The organism is Salinibacter altiplanensis (assembly GCF_002894645.1).
GTDB lineage: Bacteria > Bacteroidota > Rhodothermia > Rhodothermales > Salinibacteraceae > Salinibacter > Salinibacter altiplanensis.
This window is the reverse complement of record NZ_NCQY01000023.1, coordinates 238513-263839: the sequence shown is the minus strand read 5'-3', so window position 1 is coordinate 263839 and position 25327 is coordinate 238513. Positions and strand designations below refer to the sequence as shown.

Sequence of the window (25327 nt, the reverse complement as noted above, 5' to 3'; positions counted from 1 at the left end):
ATGCCCGAAGTGGGCCCCTGATTGGATTCTTGCTCTTTCGTCGCCTCTCTTTTCCCGATGCCCCCCCCTCCTGACCTGTCCGGACGACACGTCGTGCTGGGGGTGACGGGCAGCATTGCCGCGTACAAGGCGGCATCGCTCGTGCGGCGACTGAAGAAGGCCGGGGCCGAGGTGCAAGTGCTCATGACCCCAGATGCCGAGCGTTTCGTAACCCCACTCACGCTCGGAACGCTCTCTGAGCAGGAGGTCTTGACAGACATCTTTCCGGAGAACGAGGAGGGGTCGTGGACCAAGCACGTGACCCTGGGGCAGTGGGCCGACCTCTTCGTCGTCGCCCCGGCCACGGCCCAGACGGTTGCCAAGCTGGCCCACGGGTTTTGCGACTCGATGCTGACGGCTACGGCCCTTTCGGCCCGCTGCCCGCTCCTGGTGTGCCCGGCCATGGACCGGGACATGTACCAGCACCCCGCGACTCAGGACAACCTGGATCGCCTCCGGAAGATTGGGTACGAGGTGATGCCCGCCGCCCACGGCGAACTCGCGAGCGGCCTCGTGGGACAAGGACGGATGCCCGAGCCCGGAGACATCCTCCAACGCGTGGCCGATCTGATGGCAGAGACGAAGGCAAGCGGGAAAGCCCAGGACATGCCCCTCGCCGGCCACACCGTGCTCGTGACGGCCGGTCCCACCCGGGAGCCCATCGATCCGGCCCGCGTCCTCACAAACCCGTCGACGGGAACAATGGGCTACGCCGTGGCCGCGGCGGCGGCGGAGCGAGGCGCGTCGGTGACACTCGTAACGGGGCCGACCTCTCTGTCTCCCCCCCCGAACGTCGAGGTCACTGCCGTACAGACGGCGGAAGAGATGAACGACGCTGTGCAGGCCCGGCGCGCAGACGCCGACTACGTATTCATGGCCGCTGCGGTGGCCGATTACACCCCGGCCGATCCGTCGGGCTCCAAGCGCAAGAAGACAGACGAGGATCTTGTCTTGCCCCTCCGCCGGACCCCCGATATTCTGAAAACCCTCGGGGCTCACAAACGGACGGGGCAGGTGCTCGTGGGCTTCGCCCTGGAGACCGACGATGCCCTCGAACACGCCCGGCACAAACTGGAGGAAAAGAACCTCGACTGGATTGTCGTGAACGACCCAACAGAGGACGGGGCCGGCTTCGGCTCCTCCACGAACCGGGTCACACTCCTCCGGGCCGACGGGGCGTCCGAGGATCTTCCCCGCATGCCGAAGGCTGAGGTGGCCGAAATCCTGCTCGACCGGGTGCAACCCGCCCGTGAGAAGAACAGCGCATAGCCTGTTTTCCACTCTCCCTCCCTCTCGATGCGAGACCTCCTCCGCAAGCTGCGGGCCATCGTCGAGCACGAGCGCGCGCTGCACGGGGATCTTCTTCCCCTTCCCCCTGCGGACGAGGCCTCGTCGTCTTCGCCCACCTCCCCGGCCGACTCCCCCTCCCCTTCACGCACTGCCCTCGACGACGCTGCCCCCGACACTGACATGCCCAACTACGACCTGTTCGGCAATCAGGTAGACCCTGCCGAAGACCCCTCGCTCCCTCCCTCAGAGCGCATCGAGGCGCTCATCCCCGACGATGCCCCGTACAAAGACGCCGACGCACTGGAAGCGGTGGAGCAATATCTCGCCGACAACATTCTCGTGCCGATCGACGAGGACCGCGAGAATCCCGTGTTCGGCGTCGGCGACCCCGAGGCCGACCTCGTCATCATCGGAGAGGCCCCCGGCCGCAACGAGGACGAGGAGGGCGAGCCGTTCGTCGGCCGGGCCGGGCAGCTCCTCGACAAAATCCTCGACGCAATCAACTTTGAGCGGGAGGACGTCTACATTACGAACATCTTGAAGAGCCGCCCGCCCCGCAATCGCAACCCGAAATCGGAGGAGGTCGACGCGCACCTGCCAGTGCTCTACAAGCAGATCGCGCTGATTCGTCCGGCGATTATTCTCACCGTGGGCAAGGTGGCCGGCAACACGCTTTTGGACCGGAGCTCCTCCCTCTCCAACCTGCGAGATCAGGAACACGACTTCTACGGCATTCCCCTGATGGCAACCTACCACCCGGCCGCCCTCCTGCGTAACTCGCAGTGGAAGCGGCCGACCTGGGAGGACGTCAAACTGCTCCGCACCCGCTACGATCAGCTGAGGGACGAAACCTGACCGCCCCCGCTCCGGTCCTTTTGCCCAGGGGCTGTCCCCGGCTCCCCACGAGCGGACGAGCCGTTCCTCTTCTCAAGTCTTATCCCTTCCGTTCATGGCTGAAAGCGACGACTCCCAACGGTTCAACATCGACGAGTCGTCCCGATCGTCCTATCCTCTCGAAAAGATGCGGGGCGGCGCGGGTCAGCAGCAGCGGGAGCAGGCCCAGGCGGTCCACGAGCAGTCGGGCCGCGTGCCTCCGCAGGCCGTCGACGTAGAAAGGTCCGTCCTCGGCGCCATGCTGATCGAACGAGAGGCCATCCCGCAGGCCATTGAGATTCTTCCGTCGGATGCCTTCTACGAAAACAAGCACCAGAGCATCTACGCCTCCATTCAGGACCTCTTCGAACGGGGAAACCCGGTCGACCTCGTCACCCTCACCGAAGAGCTGCGCCGCCGCGACACGCTCGACGAGATTGGGGGCGCCTACTACCTGACCGAGCTTACCACGCAGGTCGCCTCCGCCGCGAACGTGGAGTACCACTCCCGCATCATCGCGGAGAAGTCGCTGCTCCGCAAGATGATCGAGACGATGACATCGGTCGTCCAGAAGGCCTACGACTCGGGGGCCGACGCCTTTGAACTGCTCGACGAGGCGGAGAGCAAGATCTTTCAGATCTCGGACAACCAGCTCCGCAAGGCTGCCGCCCCGATGAACGAGGTGGTGAAGGACACCCTGGAGCGCCTCGAGACCATCCACGGCCAGGACGGCGGCATCACCGGCGTGCCCAGCGGCTTTCCCAAGCTCGACGACCTTACGAGCGGCTGGCAGGACTCCGACCTTATCATTATTGCGGCCCGGCCCTCCATGGGCAAGACGGCATTTGCGCTCGCGTCTGCCCAGAACGCCGCCACGCACCCGGAGCGCTCGACGGGCGTGGCAATCTTTTCGCTGGAGATGGGCGCGCAGCAGCTCGCACAGCGCATGCTTACCTCCGAGGCCCGCGTGGACGCCCACCGGGCCCGCACAGGGCGGATGAAGGATGACGATTGGCAGCACCTGGCCCGGGCGGCCGGGGCCCTTAGCGACGCGGACATCTACATTGACGACACGCCAGGGCTCAGCGTACTGGAGCTCCGGGCCAAGTGCCGTCGCCTGAAGGCGGAGCACGACCTCGGGCTCGTGGTGGTCGACTACCTGCAGCTCATGCAGGCCTCCGGCGCCAACCTGCGCAGCGGGGCCAACCGCGAGCAGGAGATCGCCCACATCTCTCGCTCGCTCAAGGGGTTGGCCAAAGAGCTCGACATCCCCGTCATCGCCCTCTCTCAGCTCAACCGTGCCGTTGAAAATCGGGGCGGCGACAAGCGGCCCCAGCTCTCGGACCTGAGAGAGTCGGGCTCGATCGAGCAGGACGCCGACGTGGTGTCGTTCATCTACCGGGCCGAGCGCTACGGCATCACCGTCGACGAGCAGGGCAACTCCACCGAGGGCATCGCCGAGATTATCGTGGGCAAGCAGCGCAACGGCCCCATCGGCTCCGTCGAGCTGGCGTTCGTCGACCAGTACGCCCGCTTCGAGCCCCTCACCACGCAGTACGACAATTCCGGAGGCGGCCCGCCCCAGGGCGACGGCTCGGCCCCGATGCCGCCCTCCGACGGAAACGCTAGCGGGGGCGGCGGCAATTCGTTTGAGGACGACGCGCCGTTCTAGTCTCCCGCCCGATGGGCGAGCAGATGTCCCTCGTCGCTGCCTCGTCTCTTCCCGGTGTCCACGGACGGGGGGCCGCCCTCATATCCGCGCGAAGGAATTTCGCGGGAGGGCGCATAACAAAGAGCGCCCGCCGGGCCGGGCCCAGGGGCGCTCGCAGTAGAGGTGGTAGAGGTGACGGGCGGATTCGAACCGCCGTAGGAGGCTTTGCAGGCCTCTGCCTGACCACTCGGCCACGTCACCAAGGGTCACTCAAGATGTGCTTCTGCGCTGTAAATGAAAAGATTCCGGACTGAGTTCCTCTCCTTCGGGGCGGAAACGGCGGTCCGGAGTGTACGCCCGGCAGGATTCGAACCTGCGGCCTGCGGATTAGAAGTCCGCTGCTCTATCCAACTGAGCTACGGGCGCAGGTCGAGGCTCCAGAGGGGCGAGGCGCCCCCAGATGTTGGGCGTAAATCGGTCGGGGCGGCCGGATTCGAACCGGCGACCACCTGCCCCCAAAGCAGGTGCGCTGCCAGACTGCGCCACGCCCCGGGTGACAATGGAAGCCAATCTAGGTTAGCTTCTTAGCCTCCTCAAGCTCCTCCTCGACATCGTCGAGGGGAATAATCTTTTCACGGAAGCCGTAGTTGCCGTCTTCCTTTTCTTCAGCAACGATGAGCTTCGCCATCTTGCGCGAAGCCGGTGTACTCTGGTCTGCCATGGCTTATTTCTTCTCTCGGTGAAGGGTATGTTTCTGGAGGACAGGATTGTACTTCTTGAGCTCGAGCCGGTCGGAGGTATTCTTCCGGTTTTTCGTCGTGTGGTAGCGCGACGTTCCCGGTTCCTCCGTGCACTCGAGTATGACCTGAACGCGATCGCCTGTGGCCATCGGACTGTGGGTTGAGTAGGGGGGTTAGCTACGGGTTGGAGCCACCACGGGGTGCATCCAGCAAAAAAGGCTCGACCTACACGTCGTAGCCCTGCTTGCGGGCTTCTTTCAACACCGCCTGAATGCCCTTTTTGTTGATCGTCTTCAGGGTCTTCGAAGACACCTTCAGCTTCACGTGACGGTCCTGGGCAGGAATGTAGAACCGCTTCTCGTGCAGGTTGCGCTTGAAGCGGCGGTTGGTCTTTTGGTTGGAGTCGGAGACGCTGTTGCCGGTCACCGGACCCTCCCCTGTGATGTCATCTTTGCGAGCCATAACGCATCTCTTGGGGCAATTTGGGGCTATGACGTGTCGTCGTCTCAAAACAACACAAACCACTGTACGGCTTGTGTGCATCAGACCGACGATCTTGAAGGCGGGACCACAGGACTTTGTTCGTGAAGACGCAGCAATTTCGTCGTGTCGTTCCGTCTCCCCATTGCCTTGAGGACTGATTCCACGCCTGCTCAGGAATGCCCGTCCCCCGAGGGGGTTCCGCCAGGGAGGTGCGGCGTAATCCCCGGTGTCAGGAATTCGAAGAGGGTATCCCCCCGCAGGCCCAGACGCAGCGTTTCGAGCGGGACGACCTCCTCCGGATGAATGTTGCCGAGGTTCACGTTCGCGCCTTCGTGCTTAATGAGCCATACCTGCTGCTTCTTGTTTGGGGCCTCAAAGATGATGTCGTGGGGGTCGACCCGGGACAGGAGTTCATCGACGAGGCCTGTTCGCACCTCCCCGTTCGGACGGAAGAGCCCGGCGGTCCCAGCCTCCCGCGACTCGGCGGTTACCTTCCAGCTTCCGGCCTTCAGCTCCGCCTGCATGAACTCGACCCACCGGTACGGAGCCATCACATCGCTGGAGTCTTTGGAGCCCACCTCACTCACGACCGTAAAGTCCTTCGCGAAGAGCTCAATGAAGTCAAGCTTGTCCTCGTGCGCCATCGAGACGGCCCCGGCAGAAATCTCGACGTGGTGCACGCCCAGGTCGTCCAGAAGACGGCGGTACTCGTCGATCTGGTCCCGAAGAAAGTACGCCTCGAAGAGCGTGCCCCCGAAAAAGAAGGGAATGCCGGCCTCCCGATAGACATCCAGCTTCGTCTCCAGGTTCTTCGTGACGGCGGCCGTCCCCCACCCGAGCTTGGCGACATCGATGATGTGGGCGGCCCCGTTGAGAACATTTTCGACCTCCCGGGCCGACAGCCCCTTGTCCAGCATGTGCGTGAGGCCTCGTTCCCGCGGCTTTTCGGGACGGTCCGGAAGGCCAATCAGGTCGAACGCGTCGTTGGTCATGGGACGGGGGGCAGGACGAAACGGAAGGCGACGCCTGATCGAGGAGTTCGGCAAGATGTTTCAATGGGCCCGAGAGGGCCTCAGGTCCGGTGTCGGTCGACGACTGTGGGCTCAGCTGTCCAGGTGCACGGCCCGGGCCGGTTTGATCGCGGCCGCTCGGGCGGCCGGGTACAGGGCGGCCAGCACACAAAGCCCAAATGAGACAACCGCAATAAGCACCACATCGAGGGCCTGCACCGACACCGGATAGGCATCGATGAGAAACGATTCGGCCTGGGCCACCGGCACAATTCCGGAGTACTGCTGCAGAAAGGCGAGCCCGAGCCCCAGGACGAGCCCGAGGCCCGTTCCAAGCGCGCCGATGAGGGCCCCTTCAAGCAGAAAAATGCGGCGCACGTTCCCTCGTGAAACCCCCATGGCCTGGAGCGCCCCCACATCGGACCGCTTCTCGATAACCACCATCGTGAGAGACCCGACGATGTTGAAGGCCGCTACGATGACAATGAGCCCGAGAATGGCCGACGCCCCCCATTTCTCCAACTGCATCACGTCGTAGAGCGACCGCTGAAGGTCGTACCACGTCTGTACGGTGTACCGGTCGGTCCCGAGTTTTTGCTGCAGGGCCGTCTTCACGCCCGCCGCCCGTTCCAGATTGTCGAGGCGGAGCTCGATCCCCGTCACCCGGTCCTCTGTGCGAAACAACTGCTGCGCCTCCTCCAGCGACACGAAGACACGCTGGCCCTCTGAGGCCCCCTGCGACTGGAACAGCCCCCGTACGTCGAAGCGCCGCACCGGCGGGCTCCCAAAAATGTTGGTGAGGGTGCGCTCGACAGCCGGGGCCGACAGCAGCCCCACCGCACTGGCCGACTGCGTTCGCCCGGCCGGCATGAGCCCCGCCCGCTGCCCAAGCCGCTGATTCAGGACGATTCCCGGCCCCTCGTCCGCGTTCCGGCTCAGATCGAAGCGCCCCATGGCCATCGTCGGGGCCGCAGCCTCCATCATGGACGCCTCGACGCCCCGAACACGGACCACCCGATGGGCGTCGTCCGCGTTGTCGCTCATGAGCAGGGCTTTCCCCTCCACGTAGGGCGCCGCCGCCGTCACGTGTCGGGTCTCACGGGCGACACGGAGGAGCGAGTCGGCATTGGCAACCCCTTGTCCCTCCGCGCTCACGACCCGGACGTGGGGGTCGAGCGACACGAGGAGATCCCGCACAACGTCGTAGAACCCGTTCATCACGGAGAGCACGACGATGAGCGACGCAACCCCAAGGGCGACGCCCATCGTCGAGATGCCGGTGATGATCGAGATGAGCGACACCTCCCGTCGGCTGGCCAGGTAGCGCCGAGCGATTTGAAACCGGTAGTCCACGGTGGGTCGTCTATCGTCCGTCGGTCAGCGCGGAACGGCCCCCAGGGCGCCGCCGCCCCGAGGAAACGAGATCACTCGCTTCCGAGCATCGGTTTGGGCGTCGAGAACGCCCCCTCCGGCGGCGATTCGGGAAGCGCCAACTGATTGGTGAGGAGCGCCTGATCCGCCCCAACGGCCGCCTTCCGAGACGCAAGGCGGACGGTTCCACCGGACGACGGCAGCTCCCGGTACTGCGTCCAGTCGTAGAACTGAGGCGGCGCGTCTTCGGGCATCCCCTGGAGGTGATAGGCCCACCGGTCGAGTCGTCCCGTCTCGGTTGACACGTACAGCCAGTACTGGTCGCCCGGCGTGCGCCCGACATCGTTGAAGGTCAGCCGGAGAACATCGTGCTCGGCGGTGGAGGAATCTGGCAGGTAGCTGCGGTTCACCCCCGAATCGAAGGCCTTCAGCGGGGCCAGCAGCCAGTACGTGTCGTTCACGAACCGCCCGTAGGCCTCTTCGCGGGCGCTTTCCCCCGCCGCTCCCGTTAGCTCATCTCCGTTCAGATAGGCCGTTCCGCCCAGGCGGCCGTCGTGCTGGTCCCGAACGTTGACGAGCGCCACGTAGGAGGAATCCGGCCCGGCAGACCACTCGATCCGGTACTCGCCCGTGTTTCGGTTCCAGAGGTGCCGCGCAATCGTCTGCGCACCGCCCGGCGTCTCGATGCCGAAGTTAAACCGGAGATACGGCGACGACGCCCATGCGTCCATGCCGTGGGCCTGGAGAAGCCGGTAGGCCACCGAGTCGGCCCGCGTCTTGGGCGCAATGGTATCGGTTGGGGACACGACGGACTCCGAACCGGGGGTCGAGTCCGACGAGCAGCCGGCCCAGAGCAGGCCGCCCATCAGAAACGTAGCGATCAGCGAAGCGGAACCGCGCGTCATGCTGGAAAACGTGGCTTGGAAAGATAGAACAGGGGCAATATACAGGGCAGGACGCAGAGGTGCAGCCCCGACTTCTTGCGGAGTAGGGGACAGGGCCGTGAGACAGTCGGCCCGTACACGACGGGGGCTTTCGGGGGACTACACGTTGAACCGAAACTCCATCACGTCCCCGTCCTCCACCACGTAGTCCTTTCCCTCGGTGCGAATGAGCCCCGCCTCGCGGGCGGCAGCCTCGGAACCGGCCTCGTCGAAGTCCGAGAAGGGGATCGTTTCGGCCTTGATGAATCCCTGTTCGAAGTCGCTGTGGACCTCGCCGGCGGCCTGTGGGGCTTCGGTCCCCGCCTCGATGGCCCAGGCGTAGGCCCCCTTCTCATCGGCCGTAAAGAAGGTGATGAGATCGAGCACGTCGTACGCGGTATGGATGAGGCGCTCAAGACCGGCTCGGCGCAGCCCCGCATCCTCCAGGAACAGCTGACGCTCCTCCGGGTCAAGCGTGGTCAGCTGGGCCTCCAGCTCCGCCGACGTGACCACGACCCCGGTGTTCTCATCGTGGGCGATGGCCCGGAGCCGATCGACGTACGCGTTGCCGTCGGGAAGGGCCTCCTCCCCCACGTTTGCGACGTACAGAACCGGCTTGTCGGTCACCAAAAACAGCTCGTCGACGAGTGGACGCGCGGGCTCCCCAACCTCGAACGAGCGGGCCCACTCCCCACCACTCAGGTGGTCGTGGAGCCGCTCGAACACCTCCAGTTCCTCGGCGGCGTCCGGGTCGCCCTTGTTCGCGGCCGTCTTCACCTTTTCGAGGCGCTTCTCGACCGTCTCCAGGTCTTTCAGCAGCAGCTCCGTGTTAATCACCTCTACGTCCCGCACCGGATCCACCGAGCCCGCAACATGGGCCACCTCCTCATCCTCGAAGCAGCGCACGACGTGAATGATCGCATCCACCTCTCGAATCTGAGCAAGGAACTGGTTGCCCAATCCTTCGCCCTCGGCCGCCCCCTCCACGAGCCCGGCGATGTCGACAAACTCGATGCTGGTAGGAACCGTCTCCGGCGACCCGGCCAGCTCGGCGACGCGCGGGAGCCGTTCGTCGGGCACCGGCACGACGCCCACGTTGGGATCAACCGTACAAAACGGATAGTTGTCGGCCTCGGCGCCGGCGCTGCTCAGCGCGTTGAAGATGGTGGACTTGCCCACGTTGGGGAGGCCGACGAGGCCACACTGGAGCGACATTGGAGGGTGGGGACCTGGAGGTGAATGCGACCGGGGTGAATTGCGCGTCCGACAGGTGTGTTCCTGCGTCCAGTCCAGCGCAGGCTCACCCGTCGGCGTAGGGCACGTCGACAAATTCCCGTTCCGGGAGACGCACCGCCGTAAGGCGCCCCAGGCCGGGCTTTATGTGGTAGACGCAGCCGGTGTCGATCAGAATCAGCTTCTCGTGACTGATGGGGTCCGGCTGGGGCGTGTGGCCGCACACCACCGGTTTTTCCCAGGCCAGCCCGGAGGCCTCCAGGTGCCCACGCTCCCACAACAGCACTTCTTCGTCGGGCTGCTGGAGGTTCTCCTCCACCGTGAGGTCGGGGCGCAGCCCGGCGTGGACGAACAGGAAGTCGTCCGTCTCGTGGTAGAGCTTCGTGTCGCGGACGAACTCGGCGTGCGCGGCCGGAATGTGAACCTCCGAGCTGTCGCCCTTGAGGTAGTTCTGGAGCGTCGAGACGCCCCCGTTCATGCGCCAGAGGCTAAAGGCCCCGGCGTCGAGGTACTCGATCATCATCGCCTCGTGGTTCCCCCGCAAAAATGTACAGGGAACCTCCTCACGCAGGTCCAGCAGCCGGTCGATCACTCCTTTTGAGTCAGGGCCTCGGTCGATGTAGTCCCCGACAAACAGGAGATGATCGTCCGGGGAGGGACTCAGCCGATCCAGGAGGGCGTTGAGGGACGCAAGGCATCCGTGGATGTCGCCGACGGCTATAAGTCCCATCGCGTGTGCTCTGCAGTGAGGGGAAGAGAAAAGTCGACTCGGCCGACGGCTGGGACCTACAACGAGTCGGCCCGCTCCTGAATGGTGTCCATCCCGATGAGGCCACGGCCGGTTTTGTTGAGCCGCTTCTGGTCGTGGAGGTCGAGCAGGACGGCGTCGATCACCCCATTGACAAACGTCCCGCTTCGGGGCGTGCTGTACCGCTTGGCAATCTCAATCGCTTCGTCGACCGATACCTTCGGCGGGACCTCTTCAAACTCCAGAAGTTCTGTGGTCGCCATCCGGAGCAGGCACCGGTCGATGGCCGCAATGCGGTCAATCTCCCAATTGTCCGTGTGCTTTTCGATGATCCCGTCGGCCACCTCCATCGCATCCAGGGTCTCTTGGAAGAGGCGCTCGGCAAAATCCCGGGTCGGGGGATCGTCGCTAAGTGGCACCTGCACGAGGGCATGCACGGCCTGATCGGCGTCCCCTTCGGTCTGTTCATTCGCGTAGAGCGCCTTCATAACCTGCTCACGGGCGTTGCGTCGGGAACTCATGGCGAAGGACCGTCCGGAAGATAGGGGGGGTGGGGAAGCCGCAGTTGTGCGGAGACAGCTTTTATTTTCTGCGGCGAAGGCAGGTTCGGGCCTGTACCTGGATTCCCTCAATTTTGGATTTAGGGTCGCTTTTGCCGTGCCGTGAGAAAATGTTAGGCCCTCCGGGAGCAATGTGTCTTTCGAGCCCGCTTCTCCTGGACGGTAGTGTCCCGCTTCATGCGTTCCGACTCGTCGATTCAATGGAGTGCGTATCCGGCCCTCTGTGTGGCGGGGGCCTTCGCACTTGGAATTGTGGGGGCGTCGAGGCTCGTTGCGGCCTCTTTCTTTCTCTGGCTTGGTGGCGTTGGGGGTGGGCTCGCGCTGTTCGTAGGGATGCAGTGGTGGGACCGGACCCGGCTTGTCACCCTTGCCCCTCTCGGCCGTACCTTTGCCGTCATGCTGGTCATGTGTGCTGCCGGCGGGGCCCGCCATGCCGCCTACGAGGCCCGCTCCCCCCGAGGCCTCGCTCCCGCAGCTGAGAAAAGCCGGAACGCGGTGAGTGTGCAGGGAGCCATCACGAACGCTCCTCAACAGACCGAGGAGGCCACGCGATTTGTCTTGGAGACCGACACCCTCTTCGGCCCCCGCGACACAGCCGCCGTAGACGGGCAGGTTCGGGCGACCCTGAAGCCGTCTCCCTGGGCCAACGCGGCTCCGTCTTTCCCAAAACTCCATCAGGGAGACATGGTTCGGCTCCACGGGTCTTTGCGACGTCCCTCGGGGCGTCGCAATCCGGGGGGGTTTGACTACAGTGCCTACTTGTCCCGACGGGGCATTTGCTGCACTCTGTACGTCGATGCGCCCGACCATGTCATCGTTTTGGGAAATCGGCGTGGGGCACTGCAAGATGCGCTCGTTTCGGTCCGCGGGCACATCCGTCGGCAGATCGCCCGGTACGTGCCAAGTGGGGAGGGGCGCGCCGTGCTCCGGGCACTGCTGCTGGGGGACCGGAGCCGCATTACCGATGCCCAGCGAGATCGCTTCGCAAAAACCGGACTCATGCACCTCCTCGCCGTGTCGGGCCTGCACGTCTTCCTGGTGGGCATGGTGCTCTATACGCTGCTCCGCCCATTCCTGATGCGCTTTCGGTTGCGGTGGCGCACGGTGGAGGTTGTGCGGGCCGTGGTTACGGTCTTCGTCTTGATCATCTACATGCTGTTGACGGGAGGGCGGCCGTCGGTCGTTCGGGCTGTGGTCATGGCAACCCTGTTTATCGGAGGCATCTTTTTTCAGCGGTCGGCTCATCCACTGAACACACTTGGGAGTGCGGCCCTGGTGCTGCTTGCGGTGCGACCTCCCATGTTGTTTGACGCCGGGTTTCAGTTATCGATGGCGGCAGTGGCGGGCATCGTGGCCCTCAATCCTCGATTTCGTGAGGGGGTGCCGGAGCGGTATCGGAATTCTGCGTCTCTGGACTGGCTTGTCTCGACCGGTACGGCCTCGGCGGCTGCCATCTTGGGAACCGCTCCCGTTCTTCTCTACCACTTTGGGTGGGTGTCCGCTGCCGGCCTGTTCCTGAACATGATTGGGATTCCGTGCACGGGACTGGCCCTTACGTCCGCAATTGTAACCGTCACCATGGGGGGCCTGTGGACCGCGGCGGCGGCCTCCTTCGGAAGTGCAGCGGATCTGTTTCTGCAGGGGCTTCTTGCCACGTCCCGGTACGGAGCCGACTGGTTTTCTTGGGCAGGAATCCGAATGTCAACCCCGGATTTCTGGAAGCTAGGGGCCCTTGGGGCCGGACTGGTCGCCATCGCACAGTGGCCACGCCCCCGTCTCCGGTGGCGCTGGGTAATTGCGAGCTCTCTTTTCCTAACCGTGGCTGTCTGGGGATCTGTGGTTGGACCCGGAGCAAGGCCCACCCTCGACCTCGTGTTCTTCGACGTGGGACAGGGAGACGCTGCCCTTCTCAAAACGCCCTCAGGGCGGCACGTACTTGTTGACACGGGGCCACGATCCCCGAGTGGGGCGGCCGCAGAGTTCACGGTCCTTCCCTTTCTGGAGCAACAAGGCATCCAACGACTGGACCTCGTTGTTGTCTCTCATTCCGACCAGGATCACTTAGGGGGAGTCCCGACTCTCTTGAGAGAAGTGCAGGTGGGTCGCCTGGTGCACAATGGGTACCCGGTGGACACCGAGTTGTACGATGAAACGCGTCGTCTTCTCGATCAAGAGGACATTCCTCATCAGGCCGCCCGGCGGGGAGACACACTTCGGCTGGGGGCATCCGTTCGGGCAAGGGTCCTTAGTCCGCCTGCCCATGACAACTTTGGGGGAGAAAATGATGCTTCTGTCGTGCTTCGTGTCCAGTATGGACGTGTGGATGTTCTTCTCCCTGGAGACATTGAAAGGCTCGCCGAACAAGACCTGGTTCGAACATACGGAGAGAATCTGGGAGGACACGTAGTAAAGGTTCCGCATCACGGATCCGAGACCAGTAGCCACCCAGAGTTCGTGCACTTAGTGGGCGATCCAGAGCGAACGCATGCGGTGGTAAGTACAGGTAGAAGCACTCAATATGATATGCCCAGTGAAAAGGTGATTCGCAGGTGGCAAGAGCGATCAGAGCAAGTACACAGCATTAGCAAAAAGGGTGCAGTGTGGATTCGCACAGACGGAAAGGAAGTATGGCAAGCACGGTGGAAGTAGGATATAAATCTTCTCGTTCAGGGGCTTTCGTGCCGGTGTCACTAGACACCTTACTTATTCCTAAATGGGAATATCCTTCAGACTCAACCGATACAAAACCGTGTATCAGTTTTCCAGAGAAGAACCTCCTGACATGTGGCCTCTCCTGGTCGGGCGCTGCCTGAGCGTCAAGTTATCCACACTCCCTAGTATGAATAAAGCACTTGGGATTTTTTAAAAGATGTGGTTGTTGTTGTTAGGCGTGTGGAAATGTGGATAACTGAGTTGCCCACATCCGTGCCGCTGGGATGTGGATAGTCTCCCCAGTCATTCACGAGGTTATCCACAAACGGACGGCTACTGAAAGCCGGTACACGGCGCTGAAGGCCGGTGAAGGCGTAGTTTTCCACGTGTCCACAGTAATCCACGAGAGAATGGGGGATCTCACGGGCCTAGTTATGAACACTCGTCCACAGTGTGCACAAGGTGGGGACCGGTGTGGATATCCGGGGCAGTTATGCACGGGCGACAGAATCTCAATTCTCGTGCACAGATTATCCAGACGTTATCCCCCACTTATCCACGAGTTATCCACAATCTTGTGGATAAAGGGCATTCTCAGACGCATAGGGGAAGGACCACCCTGCCGAGGACGATTTGCTGGAAGGGATTAGTCCCCTGACACCGTAAAGAGACGATAGATACAGAAGCCGGCAATGAGGGCGGGCCATAATGCGGCCATCCAGTCTCCGGCCTGCAGGCGGATCACTGTGAGCGACGCGCTGAAGATGGCGATGAGCGCGTAGATGGCCTGAAAGATCTGGGAGCTTGACATACGGAAGGGAGGCTGGGCCGGAGGCACGAACGAAGGGGGAACGTCCCAGGACCAAGAATCTGTCTTGGGCTCGAATCAGATGGGGAGGGCACCGAGGGACCGGGTCGACCCATGGTCGAGGGGCACCGCGGCACGACCGCTTGAAGCCGGAGGCGATGTGCCGGTCATTGCCTCCGGTTGGGACCTCAAGGCACGCATTGAAACAGGTTCTAAACGCCGGGATCGATAAGCTCCATCAGAAGTGGTGTGAGCCGGTCGGCCGCGACGGTGGACAGGTGGTCTTGAGCCTCTGTGGGCAACTCAATGGGGGTCTGCTCGACGAGGTCGAGGCCGTATCCGGCCAGCCCAATCCGCTTGCGAGGGTTGTTTGTGAGCAGCCGGAGCTTTCGGATGCCGAGGTCCCGGAGGATCTGACACCCGATGCCGTAGTCGCGGTGATCCATTTCGAGCGATACGTCTGCGGGGCCTCCGTCGTCCTGATTCTGATGACGCTCCAGGTCTTTGAGCTTCGAGAGGAGGCCCTGGCCGTGGTTGCTCTGCATCATGTAGAGAATGGCCCCCGTGCCTTCGTGCGCCACCTGGAGGAGTGCCTCGGCCAGTTGCTCGCTGTACGATTCGCGCCGTGCCGCTAGCGCATCGCCCAGTACATTCTGCGAGTGCACACGGACGAGGACGGGCTCATCTTCGGCCCAGTCGCCCTTTAACAGGGCCAGGTGCACGTCGCCAGTGAGCGTCTCCTGGTAGGCGATCACTCGAAAGGTCCCGAACGCGGTGTTCAGAGTCACCTCTGCCTCCCGCTCGATGAGCCGTTCGTTTTGCATGCGGTAGGCGATGAGGTCCTGGATGGTAATGAACGGCATGTCCAGGGCCTCGGCACGCTCGCGGAGTTGCGGAACGCGGGCCATGCTCCCGTCTTCGTTCATGATTTCGACGAGGGCGCCGGCTGGTTCCAGGCCGGCAAGGCGGGCGAGGTCCACGGCGGCTTCGGTGTGCCCTGCGCGGCGGAGCACGCCCCCCGTGCGGGCACGAAGGGGAAAGACGTGTCCGGGGCGGACGAAGTCGTACGGGGAGGCATCCGGATCCGCCAGGGCACAAATTGTCTTTGCGCGGTCCGCCGCCGAGATTCCGGTGCTCGTGCCCTGTCGGTAGTCGACCGAAACGGTGAAGGGGGTGCTGTAGAGCGACGAGTTGGCGTCGACCATCAGGTCGAGATCCAGTTCGTCGGCCCGCTCGGGAGGGATGGCCGTGCACAGGAGGCCGCGGCCCTCCTTCGTCATGAAGTTTACGAGGTCGGGCGTCATTGCCTCGGCCGCCCCAATGAAGTCCCCCTCATTTTCGCGGTCCTCATCGTCTACAACAATCGCAAGTCCGCCGTCTCGGATGGCCGCGAGCGCGTCCTCAATGGCGTCGAAGGGCGTTTCCGAGGACGAAGAAGAGGAGTGTGAGGAAGGACTCATGGGGGCAAAACAGACCTGTTTGGTGCAGTCCCGAGGGAATGTGAAGAGGAACGCCTACTCCTCGTCGCCGGTGAGGCTCGCGATGGAGTCCTTGTTGAAACGAAGCCGCGTGCCCTTGCTATTGACCTGTGCCAGGACGCTGTCCTCATCGATCTTCTGGATGGTGCCGTGGATGCCGCCCACAGTCACGATCTTGTCGCCCTGCTCCAGGGTGTCCACCATTTCCTGATGCTCCTCTTCACGTTTCTGCTGGGGGCGGTAGATGAAGAAGTAGAAGACGCCGATGATCAGAACGAGAGGAAACAGCAGGCCGACGATGCCGCCGCTGCCACTGCCAGATTGCCCGACGAGAAGAATCGGATCAAGGGCGGAGAGAGGGGAGGAGAGCATGGTGGGTGTGTTCGAAGATCAGAGGTCGGGAAGAGAGCGGCGTTCCCATGAAAGGGACAGAAACGATCCACTCCTTCGGTAAACGGGACGGGGGGAGGCCGGTTCAGAGGAACCGGGGGGAGGCTACGGCAAAAGAAAAAGGGCAAGCGACCCGCAGCGCGCCGCTGCGACCTCCTACCGCTGCTGCCTTCCGGCCCTGACGGGGTTCAGAGGGAGCTGGCCGTGCGGGACTTGCCCTTTGTCGGTGCGGGGAATCCCCGCGAAATGTCGTACCGAGTGAGACAGTGCAGGCGCCAAACAGTTCCCCGTGGTGAGCAATCCCCCTGAAAATATTGTCAAGCCCGGGAGCCCGCTCGGCTCGGCCCGCGGGGCGAAGGCCTGCTCTCCGCACTTCTGTGAAAGGGACCAACGCTCCAGGTGCCCTGAATGAACCTCTGGGGGGAGACGCTGTTCGGCGATACGCTGCTCTGAATTGCCGGACGCACCACCACCTCCAGAACCACCGCCATGGCCGACGCTTCATTTCACAACGACCCGAGACCGGTCTCCCAAATGCCCTCGCCGGAGCTTGTCCTTGGTGCGTATCGGAAGGCGATTGGGCGTCGGGAGAGGCACACATCCCATCTGCAACGACAGGGCGAGGCACAACAACAGGGCTCGGCATTGGGTCGGCCTCCATCGGCCGTCAATCATGAGGAGCAGGGCCCAGAACTGGTTCAGAAGAGTGAAGCGGGGGCAGTTGAGACGTGGGTTGAGGAAACACTCACTGCGTTCCGGACGGCCGGAGGTGAAATCGGAAACGGCCGGGCCGATCAACAAACCAGAGATCAAACCCCCGTGGAGGGGATGTCCGAAGAGAACTCCGCTGGGGCGCCAGGGCCCCGTCCCGCTCCGTCGGAGGCAGAAACAGAACGCAAGAACGGGTCGGCGTCCGATGGAAGCGTCACGGACGAGCCGGATCGATCCGGCGAGCTGAAAGAGGGGGCCGAAGATCGTGCACGGGCGTTCCGTCGAGCATTCTACAGGCGGCGAGTCCGGCACGCCTCTCCCGACCAGACAGGTGCGGACGAAAAGTCGTTCCCGACGATTGTATTTCCCGCCCGTCCGGCACCGTCGTTTCTCTGGGTGAGCGGTCGTTCGGACGGGAGCACGACGTCTGTGGGGATCCAGCATCTAGCTGGATCCCGTGCCCAACGAGCCGGTGCGTTTCTCCTACGGGGAGGAGAGAAGGGCGCCTACCGGCTTCTGAGGCGCATTCGGCATCATCCCGAGCCGCGCATCTTCCTGAAGCCTGTGTTTTGGCGGGGGAGCGCCGCCGCGGAATCGTCGGTGGCCGACCATGTGGACGGGACGTGGACGCCCCGGGCCGGCCGAGACGCCCTCCGAGCGCTCCGAGAACGGGCGGCCGCGATTCACCGACGGATTCGCGACGTGGTTGCGGGGGACGAAGTGGCAACGGGCACCAATGCCGAGCGGCGGCTGCTTCGCTTCGTTGCCACGCGAACGGACGAGTTTGCCCCACGCCGGGTGGAGAGAGACACTGTGTATCCGGGCCTGACGCCCCTTCTCGGAAAAACGAGACACGAGGAGAACTGAGTCAGGGGCCTGCGGCGACGCGACATCGTGCAGGGACCCCCAACGACGAACAGGGGCATGCCCGACATCGTCGACTACACAAACTCGTGGGTGCGGTCGAGCGGGCGTCCGTGCGCCAGCTCGTCTTCAATGTCGTCCACGATCGCCTCAATGTAGCGTCGAACTGTGGTAACGGCTGGGCTCAGCGGATCAATATCGGTCGTCTCTTCCTGAAGCGTCGTCTCGATTGTTCTGGCCCGGCCGAGAAGGGTGCGCAGCTCAGAGACGAGGGCCTCGTGGCGCTCGAGCTGATCGTCCTGGAGGAATTGCACGATGGTGTGTGCGAGGCGAAGGCACGCATCAAAGCACTGGTCTCGGGTCAAGTTGAGATCGCTCGCCGTCGCTTCCAGAAGGGACTTCGTGGCACGGCCCACCACGTGGGTCTCTCGCCTGAGCGGGCGAGGCTGGTCCTGCGCCTTCTCGACGAACCGGCGTCGGGTGTCCTCGTCCTCCTCTTCGAGAAACGACACGGCAAGCCGAGCCACCATCTCCGCCCCGGCTTTCTCCGACACGCCCCAGTGGGTGGCCAATTCCTCTTTTGCCTCGGTAGCAGCCTTGCTGAGCTTGAACTTGACGTGGACCGACCGCTTTTCCTCGGAGGGTGGCTCGTCTTCCGGGGACGTGCGGTCGGCAAGAAGCTCCTCCATCATCCGGATCGCTAGGGGGCATGGCGACGAGAGTTCTCGGAGCCGGTCGGCTACAGCTCCTTTTCGAGCAGTCCCATGATCTCATCGTAGCTCTCCTGAGCGGCCTGGTCATCGCCCGACCGGATCGCGTCGGTCACACACGTCTCCAAGTGGTTTCGGGTAATGGCGCGCCCCACGGACTTGAGGGCCTGCTGTACCGAATGGATTTGGTCAAGAAGGTCGCCGCAGTAGCGATCGTCCTCGACCATTCGCTTCAGGCCTCGGATCTGGCCCTCGATACGGCTAAGACGATCGGTGATGTCGTCACGGTCGGCGTCGCGAACCGGCATGGGAGCGGAGAGAGATAGACGGAACAGTCGGGACGAGAGCACTCCGCGGGCCTCGGACAGTAGCCTACGAGAAATGCCACCTACCCTTGCCCCTACTTTGCCGTAGAAAAAAATGTTTCTCCGATAAGGGAGAAAAAAGACGGCTGCGGAGGAAAAAGGCCTGGACTACGGACGCTCTGGTGGTGCCTTTCACCGAAAGATTGCGGTTCTTCTTTTTCTTCACCCGAGCGCACCCTTTATTCTAAAAGTGTCGTTGCCGTTTTCTGCTGCTGACTGCGCTCTCTCTCCATGCCCGCCTCCCCCACAATGCCGACACTCGCCCCCTCCATTATTGCCGCCGACCCGGGCCGATTCACCGCCTGCGCCGACGAAGTGCTCGGGGCCGGTCCCGGCTGGCTCCACGTTGACGTGATGGATGGCCACTTTGTCCCCAACATGACCATTGGTCCCAACGTGGTCCAGGCCCTTCGGCCCGTGGCCGACGAGCACGACGCATGGCTCGATGTGCACCTCATGATCGAAGAGCCGCAGCAGTACGTCGATACGTTCGCCGAGGCCGGGGCGGACATGCTCACCGTGCACGCGGAGGCCTGTACGCACCTGCACCGGGTGGCCCAAAAAATTCGGGCGGCGGGGTGCAAGGTGGGGGTTGCGCTCAATCCGGCCACGCCCCTGGGGCACCTCGAAGACATTTTGCCCTTCGTCGACCTTGTGCTCGTCATGTCGGTCAATCCGGGCTTCAGTGGGCAAAGTTTCATTCCGGAGTCGACGGCAAAGGTTCAGCGGGCGCGTCGCCAGCTCAACGCCCTTGGGTCCAGTGCGTACCTGGAGGTGGATGGAGGGGTGACCCCGGACAACGCAATGGAGCTTGTGCGGGCTGGGGCCGATGTGCTGGTTTCTGGAAGCGCCGTGTTCGGCGGTGAGCAGTCCGTGACGAAAAACGTGGAGGCCCTGCGGAACGCGCTTACCCTGAAGGTGTGACGAGCGTTCGGGGAGCTAGGAGGCGTTCATCCACACGGCCGTATCGGATTCACCCCTCCACCGGGGACCCACGCATCGAACGTACCAGGGGCCATGGAGAACCCGCGATCTGACCTGAAAGACATGAGCGGCATGGTGTGCGTGGTGACGGGGGCCAACTCGGGCATCGGCCGGGCCACGGCCGCCGAGCTCGCGCGCCTGGGGGCACGAGTGGTGATGGTGTGCCGGGATGAGGGGCGTGGACGAGAGGCCCAGGCCGAAATTCGGGCCGCGGCCCGCACGGCCCACCCCAGCCGCGAAGACACGATCGACCTTTGCATTGCGGACCTCGGCGTTCAGGAGGAGGTCTATCACCTCGGTGAGACGCTCCGGGCCGACTACAATCGGCTCGACGTACTCGTGAACAACGCGGGTGTCTTCCTCGAAGCCCGGGAGGAGACGATCGACGGCATTGAGACCACGTTTGCCGTCAATCACCTCGCCCCCTTCCTGCTCACCCATCTCGTGCTGCCCCGTGTCCGTGAGACCGCCGGACGGGCCGGAGAGGCCCGCATCGTCACCATCAGCTCCGAGGCCCATCGGGGCGCCAGCATGAACTTCGATGACCTCAACGCGGAGACCGGCTACAACCCCCTGCAGGCCTACGCCCAGTCGAAACTCGCCAACATCCTCTTCACCCACGAGTTGTCTCGTCGTCTTCAGGACGAGGGCGTGGTTGCGAATGCGGTGCACCCCGGGATCGTCAACACCAACATCTGGCGGGGCTCCGGATGGATTTCCTGGGTCGCCCGCCTCTTCTCCTGGCTGTACAAGCGCCCGGAGGAAGGGGCCCGTAGCGTCGTGCACCTTGCGGCCTCACCCGAGATAGAGGGCGTAACGGGGCAATACTTCAAGGAGACCGAGGTCGTCAACCCCTCTCCCGAGGCCTACGACGAAAAGGCTGAGGCACGTCTCTGGACGGTCAGTCGGGCAATGACGGGACTTGCCGACCGGGAGGAGGACGAGTAGCCGAACGGCCCGGGGAAAGGCGGCACTGCGCGCTCCCCTGGGTGCGGGGCAGGACTGTCACGCCTGCTCCCCAATCATCGCGTTGAGCCCGTCCTCCTGCGCGGCCTCCAGCTGTTTGTTCTCGCGGCGCCAGAACACGAACAGCGCGGCCCCCATCACGACCGCCATGAGGGCGCTGCCGTACTGCATGAGCGTGAACGCACTTGCGGAGTACGAATTCGAGTCTGGATTGAACCGTGCACAGGCCAGGAAGGCCTTGTCGGCAATGCTGCCCACCGTGCCGTCGGACGCCTCAACCAGAGCTGTTCGCAGATCGCCGGAGGCAGGGGCGAGAGTGGTAAAGTAGCGGGTGACAGCTCCGTCGCCACTCAGGAAGATGATTGTCGCAGGGTGGGCAAACTGATGTTCTTTCTCCGGAAGAGGTTGGTAGCGGAAGCCCACTGAGTCGGCAAGCGTGCGAATTTCCGCTTGGTTGCCGGTCAGGAAGTGCCAGCCGTCGACCGTCTCTTCCGGGTGGTCCAGGGAGGCGGCGTAGCGTGCCTGGGCCTTGCGGGCGATCTCGGGACCCTCATGGGGGCTGATGTCGACGGTCAGCACTTCAAACTCGTCGCCGGCCGTCCACGACATGCCGCCTAGCGACTTGGCAAATTTCTGCAGCTGAATGCGGCATAACTGGGGACACTCGTGGTAGTTGAGGGTCAACATCACGGGCGTCGACCCGTCGAGATACTGACTGAGGCGGACCGGCTCCCCCTGCTCGTTCCGAAACGAGAGGTCCTTCGGAATCGTCGCGCCGAGCTTCTGGTCCACCCCCACCCCTTCAATCTGTTCCGGGGTGTGGCCGGCCCGCTGGGCGTGGGCGGCCGAGGCAAAGGCCCCGCTCCAGAACAAGGCAAGTGCCATTGCCAGTTCGAGCCAAGAGAAATGGAAAAACCGTCCGCTCGGCTGTGCGAGACGCGTGTTGGGCATGGGACAGGGAAGAGGGTCTAGGGAGTCTCGGGTCCTCTAAACCAGGGGCGGTGCCGAAAGGTTGCAGGGCCCCTCTACCGAATGCGCCGTGTCCATGAGGCTCGTCCTTGGGGCGACCGTGCCGTCTCAGGGGGGACCAGGCAAGCAAAGACGCGTGCCTCCCGGGCCCGCGAAATCCGCCTCCAAGGTGCAAAACCGAGAGGGAAAGAGAAGAAAGCCGCACGTTGACGTCCGCTGCTTTGATTCTTATACTCCTGTGCGTTGGGGGAATTACAAAAATATCTAGTCCCAACCTGGTGCGGCCTCTTTTGCGTACGGAATGTCCCCATGCCTGCGTCCGCCTCCGAACTCCAAACCGTGACTGATCGTCTGCCGTTCTCGGTAGACGACACCGGGGCTGCGAACGATGCCTTTCGGCAGTGGAAGGAAGAGGAAGACCCAGACGCCAAGCGCCTCGCGGACCTTTGGACGTACTGCTACGTCTGTCGGTACTTCCTGGCAAAGTCGGCCAGGGGCACCTTCGACAATCCGTCCGACGCCGACGAGCTGACCACGCGGGCCTATCGCAAGGTGCAGAAGAACCGTGATGGGGTCCGGAACGCCGGCCGATATGCGAACTGGGTGAGTGTGGTGTGTAAGAACACGCTTCTCAACTACACTCGTCGCAACCAGTTTTCCGAGTCGATTGACGACACGGATCGGGCCGTCCTGACCGCCGGGACGACGAACACCGTCGCGGAAGTTGGCTTCGTGCATGAGGCGTTCGTGGAAGCCATCGAGCGACTCCCCGCTTATTTGCAGGAGCCGGCCCGGCTCTATTTTCTGGAGGACCGGGAGTTTGAAGAGATCAGCGAAGCCGTTGGAAAGCCTGTGGCAACGGTTCGAACGTACAAGCACAAGGCCATGAAGCAGCTTCGCACCGACGATCGCCTCCGCGAATACGCAAACCGCGGTGGTTTATAAGTGAGAAATGTCAAATTTTAGTTTATGTAGTTATAAATTTGGGTTCGACATGTCTTTCTGAATCCCTTCGCATCCGTCTTTCCTTCGCCCTATCTCCCGAAGGGGGTGACCTGGGCCGTACCGGCTTGTGGCCGTCCAGAATCAACGTTCTCGTCGTCCCGACAGGAAGAGACCTGTTCATTTCGGGACTTCTTGGGAGCACTGGTGGATTTCTTCTTGCGTGCAGTCGTGTAGCGTACCGCTCATGGATGACATCGAAAAGCAGATCCTTTCGTACCCCCATCTTCCTCAAGAGACCCAGCAGGACATCGAGGCATACGTGGAACAAAACCCGGAGTGGGCCTCGCTGCTCAGGGACGTTCGGTCGGTGGAGGGACTTTCGGCAAACGTGAGTGCGGGCCTTCCCTCCGACACCCTTCTGGCAACCTACGTAATGGTGCGTTACCTGGAGCACGACGAGGACATGTCGGCCCGAGTGCAGAAGGCCTTCGGACGGCTTGAGGCACGCATTCAAGAGGACGATGAGCTCCGGCGCGAGGTGGAAGCGGCGGAGCGCCGGTTGCGAGAGGCAGAGGCGGCCGTCGATCCGGTCTCCCACTTCGAGGCGCTCACGGAGCATGAGCTTGCGGCGCAGGAAACGCTGGATCCGGCGGCGCGCGATGCTGCTGGCTCCGACCACGGGACGTCATCGCTCCCGACCGGTTCCTGGTGGGATGTGTTCGAGGGGCTTCCCTGGCTCGTGCCACGGGGCGTAGCCGTTGCGGTGATCCTCGTGGGGCTGTACGGAGGCCTGTACGGAATCAGTCTCACGACACAGTCGACCTTGGACCGGCTCGCGGCGGTGGAGGTCAGTGAGCAGGTCGCCGACAACTACGCCAGCGCGAGGATGCGCAGTGCCCCGCCGGAGGCCTCGTCGGTTGCGGACGAGCACTACCTGGAGGCACTCTCCATTCTAGAGGACGCACGCATCTCCACGTTGGGGCTGTTTGCCCGGTACAATACCGACCGACTGGGGCAGGCCCAGCAGCGTCTCGGGCATGTTCTCGAAGAGACGGAGCCCAACTCGTTCCTCGCCCTGGAGGCGCACTTTTATCTTGGGAAGATTGCCCTCGCACAGAGAAACGTCGAGGCCGCGCGAACGCATTTCAAGACGGTCGTACAGCGAGAGGGTCGGCAGACACAGGAGGCACACGAAATCCTGAAGGCCCTTCAGCGGGAGTATAGCGGCGCTAAGTCATAGGGCCTTTTCTCACTGAACCCCACTGGGGACCAGCGCCGCACGCTGGTGCTCACCCGGACACGGGCCTCGACGAGAGCCCTCACTGTGTGACGTTAGGCATAGGTGTTGAGCATCACCGGCATGATGAGCATGAGGATGTCTTCCTCGTCGGTCTCCTCGCGGGGCAGGACGATGCCGGCCCGGTTCGGGGAGCTGAGCTCGAAGACCACTTCGTCGCACCCCACGTTGCCGAGCACCTCGGTAAGGTACTCTGAGTTGAATCCGATCTCCATCGGCTCGTTGTCGTAGTCGCAGTGGATGGTCTCCTCGGCCTCGCTGGAGCGCTCCACGTCCTCCGCCGAGATTGTAACGGTATCAGCCGTGATGTCGAGCCGAATCTGATTTGTCATGCTGGATGAGTACAGCCCCACGCGCTTGACGGCGTTGAGCATGTCCTCACGGTTCACGACCAGGCTGCGGTCGTTCCCGTCCGGAATGACGGACTGGTAGTTGGGATACGTCTCGTCGATCAGGCGGGCCAGCACACGGGAATCGCCGAATTCGAAGCTCACGTGGCTCTCGTCCACCCGGACGGTGCAGATTTCGTCGTCCTCCACGATGCGTCCGGCCAGCTTGGTGGCCTTCTCCGGCACGATGAAGTCGGCGGACGTGTCGGCCCGAAGCTCCGGCAGGGTGAGCTGCACGAGCCGGTGTCCATCGGTCGCCACCACGGAGGTTTCTTCCTCGCTGACCTGAAAGTACACGCCCATCATGGCGGGGCGCAGGGCATCCTGACTCACGGCAAATGCCGTCTTGTCGATGGAGCGGCCCAGAAGCCCTCCTTCTACGTTGATCTCGTGCTGCTCCTCGAGCTCCGGCAGTTCCGGATAGTCCGATCCGTCGTGGCCCACCATTTTGTAGTGGCCCTGATCGGTGTCCATCCGAATCTCGAAGTCGCTGTCCGCCGCGAACTCGATGGGCATGTCCGGCAACGCACGCAGGGTGTCAATCAGCCGCTGGGCCGGCACCGCGATGGGGGTGCTCTCCGGCGTGCCGTTCTTTTCGAACTGGACGGGCACGGCCTGGATGATTGAGATTTCGAGGTCGGTGGCGCTCAGACGCAACGTGTCCCCGTCCCGTTCAAAGAGAATGCACTCCAGAATGGGCATTGTGCTCTTCGACGGAACGGCGCCCTTGACGGTGTTGAGCGCCTCGAGAAGGTCGGCACTGGAGGCGGTAAATTTCATGGGTATCGGCGCGTTGCGGAAAGGAGGTGTCGGGGGATTTTCGCTGAAATAGACGGATGCATGAATGCATCTACCACCTGTACGGGAGGGGGCGGTGG

The 25327-nt window shown here is 63.0% G+C and carries 24 protein-coding genes, 3 tRNA genes and 1 other RNA gene; 9 read left to right on the top strand and 19 right to left on the bottom strand.

What is annotated here, in order from left to right:
- Positions 1-57: 57 nt before the first annotated feature.
- From coaBC to dnaB, 3 genes are all read left to right on the top strand, one after another.
- The gene (coaBC, locus tag B7R93_RS11365; protein ID WP_103020869.1) at positions 58-1308 is read left to right on the top strand and encodes a bifunctional phosphopantothenoylcysteine decarboxylase/phosphopantothenate--cysteine ligase CoaBC; all 1251 of its coding nucleotides are present in this window, start codon (positions 58-60) and stop codon (positions 1306-1308) included.
- A gap of 27 nt (positions 1309-1335) precedes the next feature.
- Positions 1336-2184, top strand: a complete 849-nt coding sequence (locus tag B7R93_RS11360; RefSeq protein ID WP_103020868.1) for a uracil-DNA glycosylase — start codon at positions 1336-1338, stop codon at positions 2182-2184.
- A 94-nt stretch (positions 2185-2278) separates the two neighbouring features.
- Positions 2279-3874 (top strand): replicative DNA helicase, encoded by a 1596-nt coding sequence (gene dnaB, locus B7R93_RS11355; RefSeq protein WP_103020867.1) that lies wholly within the window; start codon positions 2279-2281, stop codon positions 3872-3874.
- Between the two features lie 169 nt (positions 3875-4043).
- Here the strand turns inward: dnaB and B7R93_RS11350 are convergent.
- From B7R93_RS11350 to nusB, 11 genes are all read right to left on the bottom strand, one after another.
- Positions 4044-4114: transfer RNA gene (locus B7R93_RS11350), tRNA-Cys, on the bottom strand.
- A 91-nt stretch (positions 4115-4205) separates the two neighbouring features.
- A tRNA-Arg gene (locus B7R93_RS11345) sits at positions 4206-4279 on the bottom strand.
- 52 nt (positions 4280-4331) lie between these two features.
- A tRNA-Pro gene (locus B7R93_RS11340) sits at positions 4332-4405 on the bottom strand.
- A gap of 172 nt (positions 4406-4577) precedes the next feature.
- Positions 4578-4742 (bottom strand): 50S ribosomal protein L33, encoded by a 165-nt coding sequence (rpmG, locus tag B7R93_RS11335; protein WP_103020866.1) that lies wholly within the window; start codon positions 4740-4742, stop codon positions 4578-4580.
- 76 nt (positions 4743-4818) lie between these two features.
- Positions 4819-5055: a 50S ribosomal protein L28 gene (rpmB, locus tag B7R93_RS11330; RefSeq protein ID WP_103020865.1), complete on the bottom strand. Its 237-nt coding sequence runs from the start codon at positions 5053-5055 to the stop codon at positions 4819-4821.
- 191 nt (positions 5056-5246) lie between these two features.
- The gene (locus tag B7R93_RS11325; protein ID WP_103020864.1) at positions 5247-6068 is read right to left on the bottom strand and encodes a phosphosulfolactate synthase; all 822 of its coding nucleotides are present in this window, start codon (positions 6066-6068) and stop codon (positions 5247-5249) included.
- Between the two features lie 111 nt (positions 6069-6179).
- Positions 6180-7439 carry an ABC transporter permease gene (locus B7R93_RS11320; RefSeq protein WP_103020863.1) on the bottom strand — a complete coding sequence of 420 codons (1260 nt, stop codon included), beginning with the start codon at positions 7437-7439 and terminating at the stop codon, positions 6180-6182.
- Between the two features lie 71 nt (positions 7440-7510).
- The gene (locus tag B7R93_RS11315; protein WP_232798357.1) at positions 7511-8362 is read right to left on the bottom strand and encodes a hypothetical protein; all 852 of its coding nucleotides are present in this window, start codon (positions 8360-8362) and stop codon (positions 7511-7513) included.
- 138 nt (positions 8363-8500) lie between these two features.
- Positions 8501-9595: a redox-regulated ATPase YchF gene (ychF, locus tag B7R93_RS11310; RefSeq protein ID WP_103020861.1), complete on the bottom strand. Its 1095-nt coding sequence runs from the start codon at positions 9593-9595 to the stop codon at positions 8501-8503.
- Between the two features lie 85 nt (positions 9596-9680).
- Positions 9681-10343, bottom strand: coding sequence for a metallophosphoesterase family protein (locus tag B7R93_RS11305; RefSeq protein WP_103020860.1), 663 nt, complete (start codon positions 10341-10343; stop codon positions 9681-9683).
- 56 nt (positions 10344-10399) lie between these two features.
- Positions 10400-10882, bottom strand: coding sequence for a transcription antitermination factor NusB (gene nusB, locus B7R93_RS11300; protein WP_103020859.1), 483 nt, complete (start codon positions 10880-10882; stop codon positions 10400-10402).
- Positions 10883-11098: 216 nt separating this feature from the next.
- On the opposite strand from nusB, the gene B7R93_RS11295 reads away from it, so the two are divergent.
- Entirely contained in the window at positions 11099-13570 is a 2472-nt protein-coding gene (locus B7R93_RS11295) for a DNA internalization-related competence protein ComEC/Rec2 (RefSeq protein ID WP_103020911.1), read from the top strand.
- Between the two features lie 649 nt (positions 13571-14219).
- On the opposite strand, the gene B7R93_RS15540 is transcribed toward B7R93_RS11295, so the two are convergent.
- The 4 genes from B7R93_RS15540 to ffs form a co-directional block, all read right to left on the bottom strand.
- Positions 14220-14384, bottom strand: coding sequence for a hypothetical protein (locus B7R93_RS15540; protein ID WP_198598658.1), 165 nt, complete (start codon positions 14382-14384; stop codon positions 14220-14222).
- Between the two features lie 209 nt (positions 14385-14593).
- The gene (gene ribB, locus B7R93_RS11290; RefSeq protein WP_103020858.1) at positions 14594-15841 is read right to left on the bottom strand and encodes a 3,4-dihydroxy-2-butanone-4-phosphate synthase; all 1248 of its coding nucleotides are present in this window, start codon (positions 15839-15841) and stop codon (positions 14594-14596) included.
- A gap of 54 nt (positions 15842-15895) precedes the next feature.
- Positions 15896-16231, bottom strand: a complete 336-nt coding sequence (yajC, locus tag B7R93_RS11285) for a preprotein translocase subunit YajC (RefSeq protein ID WP_103020857.1) — start codon at positions 16229-16231, stop codon at positions 15896-15898.
- A gap of 137 nt (positions 16232-16368) precedes the next feature.
- An RNA gene (gene ffs, locus B7R93_RS11280) (signal recognition particle sRNA small type) lies at positions 16369-16468 on the bottom strand.
- A 609-nt stretch (positions 16469-17077) separates the two neighbouring features.
- Between ffs and B7R93_RS11275 the strand changes: the two genes are divergently transcribed.
- Positions 17078-17827: a hypothetical protein gene (locus tag B7R93_RS11275; RefSeq protein ID WP_232798355.1), complete on the top strand. Its 750-nt coding sequence runs from the start codon at positions 17078-17080 to the stop codon at positions 17825-17827.
- 74 nt (positions 17828-17901) lie between these two features.
- Here B7R93_RS11275 and B7R93_RS11270 read toward each other — a convergent pair whose 3' ends face one another.
- A complete protein-coding gene (locus B7R93_RS11270; RefSeq protein WP_232798354.1) occupies positions 17902-18516 on the bottom strand; it encodes a hypothetical protein in 615 nt (204 codons plus the stop codon).
- Positions 18517-18563: 47 nt separating this feature from the next.
- The gene (locus B7R93_RS11265) at positions 18564-18842 is read right to left on the bottom strand and encodes a metal-sensitive transcriptional regulator (protein WP_103020855.1); all 279 of its coding nucleotides are present in this window, start codon (positions 18840-18842) and stop codon (positions 18564-18566) included.
- A 306-nt stretch (positions 18843-19148) separates the two neighbouring features.
- On the opposite strand from B7R93_RS11265, the gene rpe reads away from it, so the two are divergent.
- Positions 19149-19823, top strand: coding sequence for a ribulose-phosphate 3-epimerase (gene rpe, locus B7R93_RS11260; RefSeq protein ID WP_198598657.1), 675 nt, complete (start codon positions 19149-19151; stop codon positions 19821-19823).
- Positions 19824-19916: 93 nt separating this feature from the next.
- Positions 19917-20831, top strand: coding sequence for an SDR family oxidoreductase (locus tag B7R93_RS11255; RefSeq protein ID WP_103020853.1), 915 nt, complete (start codon positions 19917-19919; stop codon positions 20829-20831).
- A gap of 57 nt (positions 20832-20888) precedes the next feature.
- On the opposite strand, the gene B7R93_RS11250 is transcribed toward B7R93_RS11255, so the two are convergent.
- A complete protein-coding gene (locus B7R93_RS11250; protein ID WP_103020852.1) occupies positions 20889-21800 on the bottom strand; it encodes an SCO family protein in 912 nt (303 codons plus the stop codon).
- Positions 21801-22127: 327 nt separating this feature from the next.
- Here B7R93_RS11250 and B7R93_RS11245 point away from each other — a divergent pair, with 327 nt between their 5' ends.
- Together B7R93_RS11245 and B7R93_RS11240 are read left to right on the top strand one after the other, a co-directional pair.
- Entirely contained in the window at positions 22128-22763 is a 636-nt protein-coding gene (locus B7R93_RS11245; RefSeq protein ID WP_103020851.1) for an RNA polymerase sigma factor, read from the top strand.
- Between the two features lie 244 nt (positions 22764-23007).
- Positions 23008-24003: a tol-pal system YbgF family protein gene (locus B7R93_RS11240; RefSeq protein WP_103020850.1), complete on the top strand. Its 996-nt coding sequence runs from the start codon at positions 23008-23010 to the stop codon at positions 24001-24003.
- 92 nt (positions 24004-24095) lie between these two features.
- Here B7R93_RS11240 and dnaN read toward each other — a convergent pair whose 3' ends face one another.
- Positions 24096-25229, bottom strand: coding sequence for a DNA polymerase III subunit beta (gene dnaN / locus B7R93_RS11235; RefSeq protein ID WP_103020849.1), 1134 nt, complete (start codon positions 25227-25229; stop codon positions 24096-24098).
- Positions 25230-25327 lie beyond the last annotated feature (98 nt).

Excerpts from the sequence above, each read along its gene's own strand:
- coaBC (WP_103020869.1), top strand. The coding sequence starts at position 58 with ATGCCCCCCCCTCCTGACCTGTCCGGACGACACGTCGTGCTGGGGGTG.
- B7R93_RS11360 (WP_103020868.1), top strand. The coding sequence starts at position 1,336 with ATGCGAGACCTCCTCCGCAAGCTGCGGGCCATCGTCGAGCACGAGCGC.
- dnaB (WP_103020867.1), top strand. The coding sequence starts at position 2,279 with ATGGCTGAAAGCGACGACTCCCAACGGTTCAACATCGACGAGTCGTCC.
- rpmG (WP_103020866.1), bottom strand. The coding sequence starts at position 4,742 with ATGGCCACAGGCGATCGCGTTCAGGTCATACTCGAGTGCACGGAGGAA.
- rpmB (WP_103020865.1), bottom strand. The coding sequence starts at position 5,055 with ATGGCTCGCAAAGATGACATCACAGGGGAGGGTCCGGTGACCGGCAAC.
- B7R93_RS11325 (WP_103020864.1), bottom strand. The coding sequence starts at position 6,068 with ATGACCAACGACGCGTTCGACCTGATTGGCCTTCCGGACCGTCCCGAA.
- B7R93_RS11315 (WP_232798357.1), bottom strand. The coding sequence starts at position 8,362 with ATGACGCGCGGTTCCGCTTCGCTGATCGCTACGTTTCTGATGGGCGGC.
- ychF (WP_103020861.1), bottom strand. The coding sequence starts at position 9,595 with ATGTCGCTCCAGTGTGGCCTCGTCGGCCTCCCCAACGTGGGCAAGTCC.
- B7R93_RS11305 (WP_103020860.1), bottom strand. The coding sequence starts at position 10,343 with ATGGGACTTATAGCCGTCGGCGACATCCACGGATGCCTTGCGTCCCTC.
- nusB (WP_103020859.1), bottom strand. The coding sequence starts at position 10,882 with ATGAGTTCCCGACGCAACGCCCGTGAGCAGGTTATGAAGGCGCTCTAC.
- B7R93_RS11295 (WP_103020911.1), top strand. The coding sequence starts at position 11,099 with ATGCGTTCCGACTCGTCGATTCAATGGAGTGCGTATCCGGCCCTCTGT.
- B7R93_RS15540 (WP_198598658.1), bottom strand. The coding sequence starts at position 14,384 with ATGTCAAGCTCCCAGATCTTTCAGGCCATCTACGCGCTCATCGCCATC.
- ribB (WP_103020858.1), bottom strand. The coding sequence starts at position 15,841 with ATGAGTCCTTCCTCACACTCCTCTTCTTCGTCCTCGGAAACGCCCTTC.
- yajC (WP_103020857.1), bottom strand. The coding sequence starts at position 16,231 with ATGCTCTCCTCCCCTCTCTCCGCCCTTGATCCGATTCTTCTCGTCGGG.
- B7R93_RS11275 (WP_232798355.1), top strand. The coding sequence starts at position 17,078 with ATGTCCGAAGAGAACTCCGCTGGGGCGCCAGGGCCCCGTCCCGCTCCG.
- B7R93_RS11270 (WP_232798354.1), bottom strand. The coding sequence starts at position 18,516 with ATGATGGAGGAGCTTCTTGCCGACCGCACGTCCCCGGAAGACGAGCCA.
- B7R93_RS11265 (WP_103020855.1), bottom strand. The coding sequence starts at position 18,842 with ATGCCGGTTCGCGACGCCGACCGTGACGACATCACCGATCGTCTTAGC.
- rpe (WP_198598657.1), top strand. The coding sequence starts at position 19,149 with ATGCCGACACTCGCCCCCTCCATTATTGCCGCCGACCCGGGCCGATTC.
- B7R93_RS11255 (WP_103020853.1), top strand. The coding sequence starts at position 19,917 with ATGGAGAACCCGCGATCTGACCTGAAAGACATGAGCGGCATGGTGTGC.
- B7R93_RS11250 (WP_103020852.1), bottom strand. The coding sequence starts at position 21,800 with ATGCCCAACACGCGTCTCGCACAGCCGAGCGGACGGTTTTTCCATTTC.
- B7R93_RS11245 (WP_103020851.1), top strand. The coding sequence starts at position 22,128 with ATGCCTGCGTCCGCCTCCGAACTCCAAACCGTGACTGATCGTCTGCCG.
- B7R93_RS11240 (WP_103020850.1), top strand. The coding sequence starts at position 23,008 with ATGGATGACATCGAAAAGCAGATCCTTTCGTACCCCCATCTTCCTCAA.
- dnaN (WP_103020849.1), bottom strand. The coding sequence starts at position 25,229 with ATGAAATTTACCGCCTCCAGTGCCGACCTTCTCGAGGCGCTCAACACC.